The sequence below is a fragment of the Streptomyces sp. NPDC101191 genome (genome assembly GCF_044767915.1).
GTDB lineage: Bacteria > Actinomycetota > Actinomycetes > Streptomycetales > Streptomycetaceae > Streptomyces.
Genome location: NZ_JBIWOU010000005.1, coordinates 70492 through 83827, shown reverse-complemented (window position 1 = coordinate 83827; position 13336 = coordinate 70492). Strand labels below are relative to the sequence as shown.

Here is a 13336-nt window from a genome sequence, read left to right as displayed (position 1 = left end):
GGGGTCCGAGGCCCCTGGCCGAAAGGGCGGTGCAGGCCGCACACTGGCGGCTGTACCACCACACACGTTTCGACGGACGACGGAGGAGAACGACGTGGGGACCGTAACGATCGGCGTCTCGATCGCGGTCCCGGAGCCTCACGGCAGCCTGCTCCAGGAGCGGCGCGCGGGCTTCGGGGACCCCGCCGCGCACGGCATCCCCACCCACGTCACCCTCCTCCCGCCCACCGAGGTCGACGAGGAGCGCCTGCCCGAGATCGAGGCGCACCTCGCCGGCCTCGCCGCGCTCAGCGACCCCTTCACGATGCGGCTCGACGGCACCGGCACCTTCCGGCCGCTCTCCCCGGTCGTCTTCGTGAAGCTCGTCGAGGGCGCCGAGGGCTGCGACGTGCTCCAGCAGCGCATCCGGGACGCGGCCGGCCCGGTCCCGCGCGAGCTCCAGTTCCCGTACCACCCGCACGTCACCGTCGCGCACGGCATCTCCGAGGCGGCCATGGACCGCGCCTTCGAGGAGCTGGCCGACTACGGGGCCGAGTGGACCTGCAGTTCCTTCGCGCTGTACGAGCAGGGCGCCGACGAGGTGTGGCGGAAGCTGTACGACTACGAGTTCGGCAGCGGCCGTACGGCCACGGTCCCCGCCGTACCGGCTCAGGGCGGCAGCCCGGTCGACGAGCCGACCACCACCCACTAGCCCCACCACTCACTAGCCGCCTCCCGCCCGCCCGGAGGACAGCACGTCCGGTCAGGCCGCCTGCCCGGGCGCGATCACATCGGCAGGCGACGGAACACCGCTCTCGGCACGTGCCGCAGCGCCGACATCACCACGCGCAGCGCCCCCGGCACCCAGACCGTCTCCGAGCGGCGCCGCAGCCCCAGCTCGATCGCCGTCGCGACCGCCTCCGGGGTGGTCGCCAGCGGGGCCTCCTCGCGGCCCAGGGTCATCTTCGAGCGCACGAAACCGGGCCGGACCACCATGACGTGCACCCCGGTGCCGTGCAGCGCGTCACCGAGGCCCTGCGCGAAGGCGTCGAGGCCGGCCTTCGACGAGCCGTAGATGAAGTTGGCCCGGCGGGCCCGCTCGCCGGCCACCGACGAGAGCACCACGAGCGAGCCGTGCCCCTGTGCCTGGAGGGCCTGGGCGCAGACCAGGCCCGCGGAGACGGCGCCGGTGTAGTTCGTCTGGGCGACCCGGACGGCCGCCAGCGGTTCGGACTCGTCACGGGCCTGGTCGCCGAGGACGCCGAAGGCGAGCAGCACCATGTCGATGTCGCCCTCGGTGAAGAGCTTGCCGAGCCGCTCCTCGTGGGACTCGGTGTCCAGCGCGTCGAACGGGACGGTGTGCACGTCGGCACCGAGCGCTCGCAGCGAGTCCGCGGCGGCGGCCAGGGCGGGGGACGGGCGCCCGGCCAGCCACACAGTGCGGGTGCGGCGGGTGATCAGGCGGCGGGCGGTGGCGAGGCCGATCTCGGAGGTGCCGCCGAGAACGAGCAGGGACTGGGGCGCGCCGAAGGCGTCCTTCATGGCGTTCACGCTCCTCAAGAGATACCGGGGGATCGGAGGGACCGGGGGATGGGGGACTGGGGGGAAAGGGGGCTGGAGGGTTGAGAGGGGCCGGAGGTTTGAGAGGGGGGCGGGGGCCCTGGGTCGGGCCAGGTCAGAGGCCCAGGCGCCGTGACAGGTCGGAGACGAAGACCGACCGCGGGTCGAGGGTCGCGCGCAGCTCGCGGAAGTCGGCGAGCCTCGGGTACATCGCGGCCAGCAGCTCGGGCCGCAGCCGTGAGTCCTTGGCGAGGTAGACCCGGCCGCCCGCGGCGACGACCTCCTCGTCGAGCTCGTCGAGGAACGCGCCGAGGCCGCTGAGCGACGCCGGGATGTCGAGCGCGAGGGTCCAGCCGGGCACCGGGAAGGAGAGCCAGCCGGGGTCGGCCTCGCCGAAGCGCTTCAGCACGGCGAGGAAGGACGGACAGCCGCGGATCGCGATCCGGCGTACGACCCGGCGCAGCGTCTCCTCCTGTCCGTGGCCGACGACGAACTGGTACTGCACGAAGCCGCTCCGCCCGTAGACCCGGTTCCAGTGCGGGACGCCGTCGAGGGGGTGGAAGAACGAGGAGAGCCGCTGGAGCCGGCCGGTGGAGCGGCGGGGGGCCTTGCGGTACCAGAGCTCGTTGAACAGCCCGACGCCCGTGCGGCCGAGCAGCCCCTCGGGGACGTACGCGGGGGCGGCGGGCAGCCGGGCGGGCCGGAAGCCGAGCGGCGCGCGGCGGGCGCGGCGCGGCAGCGCCTCGTACGGGGCGTGGTCGCCGCGGGTGAGGACGGCACGGCCGGTTGCGGCGCCGCGCGCGAGCAGGTCGATCCAGGCGACGGAGTAGCGGTGGCGGTGGTCGGTGGCGGTGAGCCGGGCCATCAGGTCGTCGAGGTCGGCGGCGCGTTCGGTGACGACGTACATCAGCGAGGTCTCGACGGGCAGCAGCCGGAGGGTGACGGAGAGGATCACACCGGTCAGACCCATGCCGCCCGTGGTGGCGTCGAAGAGCGGGGTGCCGGGGGTGAGCGTGTGCACCTGCCCGTCGGCGGTGAGCAGGTCGAGGGCGACGACGTGCCGGGCGAAGGAGCCGGAGACGTGGTGGTTCTTTCCGTGGATGTCGGCGCCGACGGCCCCGCCGACGGTGACGTAGCGGGTGCCGGGGGTGACGGGTACGAACCAGCCGAGCGGCAGCAGCACCTCCATCAGGTGGTGCAGGCTGACGCCGGCGTCGCAGACGACGAGTCCGGCGTCGGTGTCGATCGCGCGGATCCGGGACAGCGCCGTCATGTCGAGCACGGACCCGCCGGCGTTCTGCGCGGCGTCGCCGTAGGCGCGGCCGAGGCCGCGGGCGATCGACCCGCGGGCGCCGCAGGCCAGGACGGCCGCGGCGGCCTCCTCGTACGTACGGGGGCGGATCACGCGTGCGAGGGTGGGCGCGGTGCGGCCCCAGCCGGTGAGCGTGTGGAAGCTGTCGTAGGCGTCTTCGTACGCGTCGTCGTCGTACGCGTCGGCGTCGTACGTCTCGTTCGTCCCGTACCGGGCGGGCTCCCCGGCGGCGTCGGAGGCTGCGGCCGCCTCCGCCCTAGTGCCCCCGTCTGCGCCGACACCCATGTCCGTCCCGGCGCCCCCGTCCGTCCCGTCGCCCGCGCCCGCGCCCGTGCCCGAGCCCGTGCCCGCGCCCGTGCCCACGCCCATGCCCGAGCCCCCACCTGTGTCCGCGCCCACCCCCGTGGATGCGTCGCCTTCGGCGGAGTCGGTCGCGCGGTGCGCGGGCGCGACACCCGTCTCGATGTCGGTCTCGGCTGCCATGGAAGCGACGGTATCGCCGGGACTGTCGCTTATGCCGGGATTGGCGGGCGGTTCGTCGAAATGGGTGATTAAACGAGTGTCAGGAAAGAGTGCCGCCCCCTACGGCGACTCCGCCCGTCAGAGTCGCCCCTGGTTGACGGCGACGCGCGGAGGCGAGTGAGACGCATGCGATACGGGGACTGGACCGCGGCCGACCACCGGGTCCTCGCCGCGCTGCGCGCCCACGGGCGGCGCCCCGCCGTCGCCGCCGCAGCCCGGGCGCTCTCCCACGGCGGCGAGCACGCCGCCCTGTGGCTCGCCGCCGGACTCGCCGCCGCCGCCCTCGACCCGCCGCGCCGGGCCGGGTGGCTGCGCGGCACCGCCGTGGTCGGCGCCGCCCACCTGGCCGGCATGGGCGTCAAGCGGCTCGTACGGCGCCCCAGGCCGCACCCCGGGGAGTACGCGCCCCTGGTCCGCACCGCCGGCCGGCACTCCTTCCCCAGCTGTCACGCCACCTCCTCCGCCGCCGCGGCCGTCGCCTTCGCCGCCCTGCACCCGCCCGCCCGGCACGTCGCCGTCCCGGCCGCCGCCGCGATGTGCCTCTCCCGGCTCGTCGTCGGCGTCCACTACCCGACCGACGTCGCCGCCGGCGCCCTCCTGGGCGTGGCCACGGCGAAGGCCGGACGCCGCTGGGTCACCGGAGGCCCCCGTGACTGAGCACGCCACGGGCCGCACCGTCACCGCGCTGCTCGACCCGCCCGCCGCGCCCCCGCTGCGCCGTCCCCGGCGCGGCACCCTCTCGGTCGTCCGCGGGCTCGTACGGACCGCCCGGCCCCGCCAGTGGGTCAAGAACGCCCTCGTCGTCGCCGCGCCCGTCGCCGCCGGACAGCTCGGCTCCTGGCCCCACGCGGCCCGACTCCTCCTCGTCTTCGCCCTGTTCACGGCCGCCGCCTCGGCCGTGTACCTGGTCAACGACGCGCGCGACGCCGCGGCCGACCGCGCCCACCCCGTCAAACGGCGCCGCCCCGTCGCCGCCGGCCTCGTGCCCGTACCCCTCGCGTACGCCACCGGCGGCGCGCTCGCGCTCGGGGCCGCGGTCGCGAGCGCCCTGCTCTGCAACGCGATGACGGCGCTGCTGATCGCCGCGTACCTCGGCATGCAACTCGCCTACTGCGTCCGCCTCAAGCACGTCCTCGTCGTCGACCTCACCGTCGTCGCCACCGGCTTCCTCATGCGGGCGATGATCGGCGGGATCGCGCTCGGCATCCCGCTCTCCCGCTGGTTCCTCATCACCACCGGCTTCGGCGCGCTCTTCATGGTGGCGGCCAAGCGCTACTCCGAGGCCGTGCAGATGGAGTCCGCCCAGGGCGCGACCCGGGCCCTGCTCACCCAGTACACGACCGGATACCTGCGTTTCGTCTGGCAGTTGGCCGCGGGGGTCGCCGTCCTCGGCTACTGCCTGTGGGCGCTGGAGAGCGGCGGCGTCGCCACCGGCACGCTGCTGCCCTGGCGCCAGCTCTCCGTCGTCGCCTTCGTCCTGGCGGTGCTGCGCTACGCCGTCTTCGCCGACCGCGGCACCGCGGGCGAGCCCGAGGACGTCGTGCTGCGGGACCGGCCGCTCGCCGCCATCGGACTGGCGTGGGCGGCGATGTACGGCATGGCGGTCGCGGGGCTGTGAGTACGGAGGTACGGCGGGGCGGTCGACGGCGGGTGAGCGCCGAGGTACGGCGGGGCGGTCGACGCCCAGTGAGCGCCGAGGCACGGCGGGGCGGTCGACGGCGGGTGAGCGCCGAAGCACGGCCGGGCGGTCGACGGCCCTCGAACGGCGCGGTCACCGCGTGGACGCGCCGTTCACGGCCCGGCGGCGGAGCGCGCCGCGAGGTGCTCGGCTTCGTCGCCGCGGGGCTCGCCGCGTACGCCGCCGACCTCGCCCTCTTCCTGTGGCTGCGCGGGCCGCTCGGCGTCGGCCCGGTCGCCGCCAAGACGCTGTCCTTCCTGGCCGGATGCACGGTCGCCTACCTCGGCAACGCGCTCGGCACCTACCGCCGCCGGGCCGTCACCCTGCGCGAGTACGCCGCCTTCTTCGCCGTGAACGGGGCGGGCGCCGCGGTCCAGTTGCTCTGCCTCGTCGTCTCCCACCACGGCCTCGGCCTCACCTCGGCGAGCGCCGACACGGTGTCAGGACTCGGCGTGGGCATGGTCCTGGCTACCTGTCTGCGATTCTGGGGTACCCGGACCCTGGTGTTCCGGACCCCGTCCCCCCAGGAAGAGGCGCGCCCGCCATGGACTGGCTGACCAAGCTCCCCGTCGTCGGCCCGTGGGTCGTCCGCCTCATGAAGACGCATGCCTGGCACTCGTACGAACGCCTCGACGAGGTCTACTGGGCCCGGCTCGCCGCCGCCATCACCTTCCTGAGCTTCCTCGCGCTCTTCCCGCTGATCACCGTCGCCGCCGCCATCGGCGCCGCGCTGCTCTCCCCCGAACAGCTCGACCGGATCGAGACCAAGCTCGCCGACCAGGTCCCCGGCATCTCCGACCAGCTCGACATCGGCGGCCTCGTCGACAACGCCGGCACCATCGGTCTCGTCGCCGGCGCCGTGCTGCTCTTCATGGGCATCGGCTGGGTCGGCTCGATGCGCGAGTGCCTGCGCGCGGTGTGGGGCCTCGACGGCGTCGACCAGGGCAACCCGGTGCTGCGCAAGGGCAAGGACACGATCGTGCTGCTCGGTCTCGGCGGCGTGATGCTGGGCTCGCTCGCCGCGTCCTGGCTCGGCTCGACCGCCGTCGGCTGGAGTGCCGAACGGATCGGCGTCTCGCACTCCGGGGCCGGCGGGTTCTTCCTGGAGGCCGCCGCGATCCTGGTCGCCGTCGCCGCCGACTTCCTGATCCTGTCCTTCGTCCTGACCCTGCTGCCCGGAGTCGAGCCGCGGCGCCGCGACCTGGTGATCGCGGCGCTGATGGGCGCGGTCGGCTTCGAGCTCCTGAAGCTGCTGCTGGGCGGCTACATGAAGGGCGTCGCGGCGAAGTCGATGTACGGGGCGTTCGGCGTACCGGTCGCCCTGCTCCTGTGGATCAACTTCACCGCGAAGCTGCTGCTGTTCTGCGCGGCCTGGACGGCGACGGGGGTCAGGGGTTCGCCGGAGCCCCGTCGGCCGGAGCCGCCGCAGCTGGAGGAGCCGACGGTGACGCCGAAGCCTCCGAAGCCTCCGAAGCCTCCGAAGACGCCGTAGCAGGAGGAGCCGACGTGGACGCCGAAGCCTTCGAGGACTCGGTGGCCCCCGCGGAGTCAGAGGCCTTCTCGGCTCCGGCCCCGCTCTTGGCCGCGTCGGACTCCGGGGCCCCCTCGGGCTTCTGGCGACGGGCCGAAGCCGCCAGCGGCCAACGGCGGTTCACCAGGAAGACGGCGGCGGCGAGCAGGACGAGCACGCCGCCCGCCACGGCGAGCGCGATCCCGGCCCCGCCGGACTTCGCCTGCGCGACGGCCGCTTGCGCGGCACCCGTCGGGGCGTTCTTGCCGGGGGCGGGCGCGGTGCCGTCCGAGGTGTCGGTGCCGGTCCCCGGGGTCGTACGGACCGACTTCGGCGCCACCAGCTCGCCGACCGGCGTCACCTTGCCGGTGGCCGCGAAGCCCCAGTCGAGCAGGCGGGCCGTCTCCTTGTAGACGGCGTGCTGCTCCTTCGAGGACGGGTTCATCACGGTGACGAGCAGGACGTGTCCGTTGCGCTCCGCGACGCCGGTGAAGGTCGCGCCGGCGTGCGTGGTGTTGCCGTTCTTGACGCCGGCGATGCCCTGGTAGGCGGGAACGCCGATGTCGCCGGTGAGCAGCCGGTTGGTGTTCTGGATCTCGAAGGTCTCGCGCGCCTTGCCGGGCTTCTGCTCGCCGGGGAACTTCGCGCGGGCGGTCGAGGAGTACTCCCGGAAGTCCGGGTTCTGCATGCCGTGGCGGGCGATGAGGGTGAGGTCGTACGCGGAGGAGACCTGGCCGGGGGCGTCGTAGCCGTCCGGGGAGACGACGTGGGTGTCGAGGGCCTGGAGGTCGTCGGCCTGGGCCTGCATGTCGGCGACGGTCTGCTCGACGCCGTTGTTCATGGCCGACAGGACGTGGACGGCGTCGTTGCCGGAGCGCAGGAAGACGCCGAGCCACAGGTCGTGGACGCTGTAGGTCTGCTTCTCCTTGATGCCGACGAGGCTTGACCCGACGCCCGTGCCCGCCAGGTCCTGGGCCAGCACGGTGTGGTTCTCCGTCTTGGGGAACTTCGGCAGCAGGGTGTCCGCGAACAGCATCTTGAGCGTGGAGGCGGGCGCGAGCTTCCAGTGCGCGTTGTGCGCGGCGAGGACCTGGCCGCTCTCCGCGTCCGCCACGATCCACGAGCGCGCGCTGAGCTCCTTGGGCAGCACCGGGGCGCCGGGGCCGAGCTGCACCTGGGTGCCGGGCTGGGCCAGGCGCGTCCCGCCGACGCTGGACATGAGGGCCGGCGGCTTGGGCTGCTGGTCCTTGTCGTCCGCGTGCGCGGGGGCGGCGGCGAGGAAGGGGAGCAGGGTGGCGGCGGCGGTCGCCGAAAGGGCGACCTTCGCGGTCATCTTCGAAGCAGACACGATCGAGAACGTACATGCCCGGAAGCAGGTTCCGAACCCCGCGGGGCGGTTCGTCCCCGGTCGTCCACCCGTCCGCAGGGCCCGTGGGGCGGCCGGTGATACTGGGACCATGAAGCTCAGCCGTCCCGTCTCCTGGTTCCTGCTCGCGTTCGGAGTGTGGAGCTGGGTCATTTGGGTCACTTTCGTCAAGAATCTCTGGCACGACGCGAGCGGTCTCGCCTTCGACGACGCGGGCGATCCGACGGCCTACTTCTGGGTGCACCTGCTGCTGGCCGTCACGTCCTTTGTTCTGGGGACGGTCGTCGGGGTGATCGGGTTGCGTGGCGTGCGCGCTCTTCGGCGCGAGCGCGGATAGGGGTTTCTCGGGCGTGGTCGTCTTCCTGCTGGTCCTGGTGGTGGTCCTCGCCCTCCTGGTCCTGGTCCACCGGTACGTGTGGCGGCGCCTCGTGCGCGATCTCACGGAGCCCGGCGGGGTCGCCCGCCGGCTCGGCACGGCGGTGGCGTTCCTGCTGCCGCTGCTGTCGCTGGCCGCGCTCGTCTCGGGGCGCGCCGGCGCCCCCTTCGTCCTCCAGCAGGTCGTCGCCTGGCCGGGCTTCCTCTGGCTGGCGCTGCTGCTGTACCTGACGCTCGCCCTGGTGGTGACCGAGCCGCTGCGGCCGCTGCTGCGGCGGTGGCTCGCCCGCCGGGCGGTCGGTCGCAGGGCGTCGGCGCCGGAGGCCGTGCCCGCCGCGGCGGGGTCCGCTCCGGCGGGGGCACCTGCCGAGGCGCCTGCCCAGACGCCTGCCGAGGCGCCGGCCGAGACGCCTGCTGAGACGCCGGCCCAGAAGCCTGCTGAGGCATCCGCCGAGGCATCCGTCGTGACGTCCGCGGAGGCAGCTGTCGAGGTGCCCGCCGAGCGGGCCGGTGACGTTCCCGTGGAGCCGGTCGCCGGGTCCGGCGAGGCCGCGCCCGAGCTTTCGCGCCGGCTCTTCGTCAACCGGCTCGTCTCCGGCACCGCGGCCGCCGTCGCCGTCGGGACCGTGGGGTACGGGACGTACGGGGTGCTGCGCGGACCGCGGGTGAAGCGGGTGACCGTACCGCTGGCCAAGCTGCCGCGCGCGGCGCACGGTTACCGGATCGCCGTGGTGTCGGACATCCACCTCGGGCCCATCCTGGGCCGCGCCCACACCCAGCGGATCGTCGACACGATCAACGCCACGCAGCCCGATCTCGTCGCCGTCGTCGGCGACCTGGTCGACGGCACCGTCGAGAACCTCGGCCCCGCCGCCGAGCCGCTCGCCCGGCTGAGGGCCCGCGACGGCGCGTTCTTCGTGACGGGCAACCACGAGTACTTCTCCGGCGCCGACGCCTGGGTGGACCACGTCCGCGAGCTCGGAATGCACCCGCTGCGCAACGCCCGCGTCGAGATCGGCGCAGGGTTCGACCTCGCCGGCGTGGACGACGTCGCCGGTGAGAGCGAGGGGCAGGGCCCGGACTTCGCGAAGGCGCTCGGGGACCGGGACCCGGCCCGTACGGCCGTCCTGCTCGCTCACCAGCCGATCGTCATCGACGACGCCGTACGCCACGGGGTCGACCTCCAGCTGTCCGGCCACACCCACGGCGGCCAGCTCTGGCCCGGGAACTACCTGGCCGAACTGGCGAATCCGACGGTCGCGGGCCTGGAGCGCTACGGCGACACCCAGCTGTACGTCTCGCGCGGGGCGGGTGCCTGGGGACCCCCCGTGCGGGTCGGCGCGCCCTCCGACATCACCGTCGTGGAGCTGGCCTCGAAGCAGGCGTGACGAAGCGGGAGAAAACCGGCCGGTCGCGCGGCGCTCACAGGTGTCTCACAGGCATCTCACAGGCGTGTCACAGGGTGGGGCGCGGTGTGCGCCGTGCCGGATACGTACTGCTGAGTCCCGCTGAGTCCGCTGAATTCCCTGATCCCTGGACATATGCATGCAGTGTGAAGGTTTACCCTTCCACTAGTGAAGACCGTGTGATTGGCTGGCGCCATCGCGGCCGGCCGTTTTCCGCCGCGACAGGGGTGGGAACGAAAAGGAAGCACGTCTCATGCGGTCTGCGGTCCGTCTGCGCATTTTGATCACTTGTGGGGTATTGGTGGTCGCGGGGATCGGAGGCTGGCAACTGCTGCCCTCCGATGACGTGCGTTCCGATCCGATCACCGTCGGCACGACCGACGAGGTGACCTCGCTCGACCCGGCCGGCGCCTACGACGCCGGTTCCTGGGCGATGTACAGCAACGTCTTCCAGTCGCTGCTGACCTTCAAGCCGGGCTTCACCACCCCGGTCCCCGACGCCGCGAAGAACTGCCGCTTCGTCGGCTCGAAGCTGACGACGTACGCGTGCACGCTCCGCGACGACCTCACCTTCTCCAACGGGCACAAGATCACCGCTGACGACGTCCGGTTCTCCTTCGAGCGGATGATGTCGATCAAGACGGACGTCGGTCCGGCGCCGCTCTTCCCGACCCTGCAGAAGGTCGTGGCCAACGGTCAGAAGGTCACCTTCCAACTCAGCGGCCGGGACGCCACCTTCCCGCTGAAACTCGCGACGGGTGCCGGCTCGATCGTCGACCACACCGCGTACTCGGCCAAGGGGCTGCGCAGGGACAACGTGGTCGACGGCTCAGGCCCGTACGTCCTCAGGGAGTACCGGCCGGGCGTCAGCGCCCGCCTGGAGCCCAACCCCAACTACCGGGGTGCCATCGCCAAGTCCGGCCGCCCGGTGATCGTGAAGTACTTCAAGGAGTCCGAGCAGCTCGCCGAGGCCTGGCGGGCCAAGCAGGTCGACGTGACGCACCGGCAGATGCCGCCGGCCTTCCTCGACAAGCTGAACGAGTCGGCGCCGACTGACACGAAGATCACCGAGGCCGCGAGCGCCGAGATCCGCAACCTCAACTTCAACGTGCGCCCCGACTCGGTCATGGCGGAGAAGGCGGTCCGGCAGGCCGTCGCCGCGGTCGTCGACCGCCCGGCCATCACCACCGGCCCGTACCGGAGCACGGTCGAGCCGCTGTACTCCCTCATCCCGCAGGGCTTCGTCGGGCACAGCACCGCCTTCTACGACGCCTACCCGGAGCCCAGTACCTCCAGGGCCAAGAAGCTCCTCAGGTCGGCGGGCGTCGACACCCCGGTGAAGTTCACCCTCGGCCACCGCAAGGACGCCACCTACGCGGCCGAGGCCGCCGAGCTGAAGAAGCAGCTGGAGGAGACCGGCCTCTTCGAGGTCAAGGTCGTCCCGGTGGCGTGGACCGAGTTCCAGAAGGAGTACGCGCAGGGCAAGTTCGACGCGTACACGGTCGGCTGGCTCCCCGACTTCCCGGACTCCGACAGCTTCACCGCCCCGCTCGTCGGCACCGACAACACCCTGCACAACAAGTTCTCCAGCGCGGCGATCGACTCGCTGATCGCCTCCACGCAGCAGTACAGCGACCGCGCGCGGGCGACCGAGGACTTCAAGGCCATCCAGGAAGAGGTCGCCAAGGAGGTGCCGCTGGTGCCGCTGTGGCAGAAGAAGGACTACGTGCTGTCGACCGAAGAGGTCGCCGGCTCGCAGTACCTGTCGGACGGCACCGGCATCTGGCGCCTCTGGGAGCTGAGCTGGATCTAGGCCGCGTCTCCGGCCCGGCGCCCGAACGCGCCCCAGGACCGGAAGGGGCCCCGGACCACCCGCCGTGGTCCGGGGCCCCTTTCGTTGCGGGGGCGCGGGGTGACCCGCCGTCAGGACTTGCGGGTGGCCCGCTTGGGCTTGCCCGACGCCGCCATCCCGGCCGCCGTCGGCATGAAGTCGGACAGGACGTCGTGGACGTCCGTGACCAGCGGGCGCAGGATCCGGAAGCGGGAGAGCGAGATCGCCCGGGCGGTGACCGGGGAGAGCCGCTCCACCAGGCGCCGGCTGTTGGCGGCCCCCTCCGACCGGTCGTACACCCAGAACAGGACCAGTCCCATCTGCTGCAGCCAGAGCAACCGCGGCAGCGGCTCGGCCAGTTCCGGGTCGACCTTCACCGAGGCCCCGCGAATGACGCGGCGGTGCACCTCGATCGCCGCCTCCCGCGGGCCCTCCGACTCGGGGGAGAAGGGGCTGAGCGGGCTGTCGGGGTCGGCGGCGTTCTTGAAGAACTGCGAGGCGAACTCGTGGTACGGCTCGGCGATGTCGAGCCAGGCGAGGAGCACCCCGCGGATCCGGGCTGTCAGGTCCTTCTCGCCGCTCTCCAGGATGGGTGCGACGGCCCGCTGGTGCTCCTCGGCGATCCGGTCGTAGAAGCCCTGGACGAGGTGCTCCTTGGAGGAGAAGTAGTAGTACGCGTTGCCGACGGAGACGCCGGCCTCCTGCGCGATGGCCCGCATGGTCGTCTTGTCGTAGCCGCGCTCCTTGAACAGGCGGAGCGCGGTCTCCAGGATGAGCGCGCGGGTCTGCTCGCTCTTCGGCGCCTTGGCGGGCTTGTCCGTCGGCTGCCCGCCGGCGTCCGGGTCCTGCTTCTCTTCCATCGCGACCTCCACAGGCCCTGAGCCTAGCCGGACGAACCGGGTGCCTCGCACTGCCCGTCCGCGCAGGCGGTGCGGTCCGGCTTCAGGGCCTCGCGCCACCGGGCGGCGGCGAGCATCGTCGCGCGGGCGAACGGCTGCCCGGCCGGGGTGGCCAGCCAGTGGGCCTTGGGGCGGTGTTCGGCCAGGGCCCAGAGGCAGACGATCCAGGCGGCGGTGGAGCGGTAGACCTGGCCGGCGTCCCCGACGGCCGTGATCTCCCGCAGGGTGGCGTCGTGGTCGAGGGCCGGGAAGCGCCTGCGCGCCTCCCGGGAGCCGGCCGGGACGAGGTCCAGGGGGACGAGCTGGGGCTGGCGGAGCAGCCAGTGCCGCAGGTGGACGCAGAGCGGGCAGTCCGCGTCGTAGAGGACGGTCAGGCGCCGCACGGGCGCGTGGGGCATCGGGTGCCGTGCCATGGGTTCAGGCGCCGGCGGCGGGGGTCGCCCAGGGGTTGGGGCCCTGGGGGCCGCCGCTGCCCCTGGCGGGGCCGGTCCAGCCCTGCGGGGGCACCGGCGGGACGTGGCCGCGCTCCATGACGCCCCGGCGGCGGATCTTGTTGAGGACGTAGACGTTGGCGAGGTGCAGCACGCCGAGCACGAGCAGGACGACGCCGAGCTTCACCGACAGGGCCTCGAAGAGCCGGCGGGCGTCGCGGACGGCGTCGTCCTGGCTCAGGTAGAGGGCGACGAAGCCGAAGTTGACGAGGTAGAAGCCGACGACGAGCAGGTGGTTGACGGCGTCCGCGAGCTTCTCGTTCCCGTGCAGGACGTCGGCGAGGAAGACCCTGCCGTTGCGGCTGAGGGTACGGGCGACCCAGATGGTGAGTCCGACGCTGACGAGCAGGTAGACGACGTACGCGACGACAGTGAGGTCCATGCCCTCACGCTCCCTTGAACGCGTT

The 13336-nt window shown here is 72.9% G+C and carries 14 protein-coding genes; 8 read left to right on the top strand and 6 right to left on the bottom strand.

The genetic code is table 11. The features are described 5' to 3' along the window. Positions 1–94 precede the first annotated feature (94 nt). Positions 95–691 (top strand): 2'-5' RNA ligase family protein, encoded by a 597-nt coding sequence (locus ACIRQF_RS20165; protein ID WP_404093760.1) that lies wholly within the window; start codon positions 95–97, stop codon positions 689–691. A gap of 74 nt (positions 692–765) precedes the next feature. Here ACIRQF_RS20165 and ACIRQF_RS20160 read toward each other — a convergent pair whose 3' ends face one another. After that, positions 766–1521 (bottom strand): decaprenylphospho-beta-D-erythro-pentofuranosid-2-ulose 2-reductase, encoded by a 756-nt coding sequence (locus ACIRQF_RS20160; RefSeq protein ID WP_382483595.1) that lies wholly within the window; start codon positions 1519–1521, stop codon positions 766–768. A gap of 133 nt (positions 1522–1654) precedes the next feature. Continuing rightward, on the bottom strand, positions 1655–3334 hold the full coding sequence (locus tag ACIRQF_RS20155) for an FAD-binding protein (RefSeq protein WP_404093758.1): 1680 nt from the start codon (positions 3332–3334) through the stop codon (positions 1655–1657). A 165-nt stretch (positions 3335–3499) separates the two neighbouring features. Here ACIRQF_RS20155 and ACIRQF_RS20150 point away from each other — a divergent pair, with 165 nt between their 5' ends. The 4 genes from ACIRQF_RS20150 to ACIRQF_RS20135 all read left to right on the top strand — a co-directional run bounded on the left by ACIRQF_RS20150 (position 3500) and on the right by ACIRQF_RS20135 (position 6543). Beyond that, positions 3500–4030, top strand: a complete 531-nt coding sequence (locus ACIRQF_RS20150; RefSeq protein WP_404094529.1) for a phosphatase PAP2 family protein — start codon at positions 3500–3502, stop codon at positions 4028–4030. Continuing rightward, positions 4023–4991 carry a decaprenyl-phosphate phosphoribosyltransferase gene (locus tag ACIRQF_RS20145; protein WP_376635601.1) on the top strand — a complete coding sequence of 323 codons (969 nt, stop codon included), beginning with the start codon at positions 4023–4025 and terminating at the stop codon, positions 4989–4991. The genes ACIRQF_RS20150 and ACIRQF_RS20145 overlap by 8 nt, the downstream gene beginning before the upstream one ends. Positions 4992–5194: 203 nt before the next feature. Beyond that, the gene (locus ACIRQF_RS20140) at positions 5195–5608 is read left to right on the top strand and encodes a GtrA family protein (RefSeq protein WP_404094526.1); all 414 of its coding nucleotides are present in this window, start codon (positions 5195–5197) and stop codon (positions 5606–5608) included. Continuing rightward, positions 5596–6543, top strand: a complete 948-nt coding sequence (locus ACIRQF_RS20135) for a YihY/virulence factor BrkB family protein (RefSeq protein WP_404093755.1) — start codon at positions 5596–5598, stop codon at positions 6541–6543. The genes ACIRQF_RS20140 and ACIRQF_RS20135 overlap by 13 nt, the downstream gene beginning before the upstream one ends. Here the strand turns inward: ACIRQF_RS20135 and ACIRQF_RS20130 are convergent. Then, on the bottom strand, positions 6440–7894 hold the full coding sequence (locus ACIRQF_RS20130; protein ID WP_404094524.1) for a D-alanyl-D-alanine carboxypeptidase family protein: 1455 nt from the start codon (positions 7892–7894) through the stop codon (positions 6440–6442). The two genes, ACIRQF_RS20135 and ACIRQF_RS20130, sit on opposite strands and share 104 nt — an antisense overlap. Positions 7895–8018: 124 nt before the next feature. Here ACIRQF_RS20130 and ACIRQF_RS20125 point away from each other — a divergent pair, with 124 nt between their 5' ends. The 3 genes from ACIRQF_RS20125 to ACIRQF_RS20115 all read left to right on the top strand — a co-directional run bounded on the left by ACIRQF_RS20125 (position 8019) and on the right by ACIRQF_RS20115 (position 11521). Beyond that, positions 8019–8264: an SCO4848 family membrane protein gene (locus tag ACIRQF_RS20125; protein WP_382483556.1), complete on the top strand. Its 246-nt coding sequence runs from the start codon at positions 8019–8021 to the stop codon at positions 8262–8264. Between the two features lie 13 nt (positions 8265–8277). Continuing rightward, complete coding sequence (locus ACIRQF_RS20120) at positions 8278–9690, top strand: metallophosphoesterase (RefSeq protein WP_404093752.1); 1413 nt, start codon at positions 8278–8280, stop codon at positions 9688–9690. Positions 9691–9961: 271 nt separating this feature from the next. Continuing rightward, positions 9962–11521 carry an ABC transporter substrate-binding protein gene (locus tag ACIRQF_RS20115; RefSeq protein WP_404093749.1) on the top strand — a complete coding sequence of 520 codons (1560 nt, stop codon included), beginning with the start codon at positions 9962–9964 and terminating at the stop codon, positions 11519–11521. A gap of 110 nt (positions 11522–11631) precedes the next feature. Here ACIRQF_RS20115 and ACIRQF_RS20110 read toward each other — a convergent pair whose 3' ends face one another. From ACIRQF_RS20110 to ACIRQF_RS20100, 3 genes are read right to left on the bottom strand one after another with little or no spacing between them, the layout of a single operon-like run. Next, positions 11632–12399 (bottom strand): TetR family transcriptional regulator, encoded by a 768-nt coding sequence (locus ACIRQF_RS20110; RefSeq protein WP_376635610.1) that lies wholly within the window; start codon positions 12397–12399, stop codon positions 11632–11634. Between the two features lie 23 nt (positions 12400–12422). Continuing rightward, positions 12423–12851, bottom strand: a complete 429-nt coding sequence (locus ACIRQF_RS20105) for a thiol-disulfide oxidoreductase DCC family protein (protein WP_404093746.1) — start codon at positions 12849–12851, stop codon at positions 12423–12425. A 4-nt stretch (positions 12852–12855) separates the two neighbouring features. After that, positions 12856–13311 (bottom strand): hypothetical protein, encoded by a 456-nt coding sequence (locus tag ACIRQF_RS20100; protein ID WP_404093744.1) that lies wholly within the window; start codon positions 13309–13311, stop codon positions 12856–12858. Positions 13312–13336: the final 25 nt, after the last annotated feature.

Excerpts from the sequence above, each read along its gene's own strand:
- ACIRQF_RS20160 (WP_382483595.1), bottom strand. The coding sequence starts at position 1,521 with ATGAAGGACGCCTTCGGCGCGCCCCAGTCCCTGCTCGTTCTCGGCGGC.
- ACIRQF_RS20155 (WP_404093758.1), bottom strand. The coding sequence starts at position 3,334 with ATGGCAGCCGAGACCGACATCGAGACGGGTGTCGCGCCCGCGCACCGC.
- ACIRQF_RS20150 (WP_404094529.1), top strand. The coding sequence starts at position 3,500 with ATGCGATACGGGGACTGGACCGCGGCCGACCACCGGGTCCTCGCCGCG.
- ACIRQF_RS20135 (WP_404093755.1), top strand. The coding sequence starts at position 5,596 with ATGGACTGGCTGACCAAGCTCCCCGTCGTCGGCCCGTGGGTCGTCCGC.
- ACIRQF_RS20130 (WP_404094524.1), bottom strand. The coding sequence starts at position 7,894 with ATGACCGCGAAGGTCGCCCTTTCGGCGACCGCCGCCGCCACCCTGCTC.
- ACIRQF_RS20125 (WP_382483556.1), top strand. The coding sequence starts at position 8,019 with ATGAAGCTCAGCCGTCCCGTCTCCTGGTTCCTGCTCGCGTTCGGAGTG.
- ACIRQF_RS20115 (WP_404093749.1), top strand. The coding sequence starts at position 9,962 with ATGCGGTCTGCGGTCCGTCTGCGCATTTTGATCACTTGTGGGGTATTG.
- ACIRQF_RS20110 (WP_376635610.1), bottom strand. The coding sequence starts at position 12,399 with ATGGAAGAGAAGCAGGACCCGGACGCCGGCGGGCAGCCGACGGACAAG.
- ACIRQF_RS20105 (WP_404093746.1), bottom strand. The coding sequence starts at position 12,851 with ATGGCACGGCACCCGATGCCCCACGCGCCCGTGCGGCGCCTGACCGTC.
- ACIRQF_RS20100 (WP_404093744.1), bottom strand. The coding sequence starts at position 13,311 with ATGGACCTCACTGTCGTCGCGTACGTCGTCTACCTGCTCGTCAGCGTC.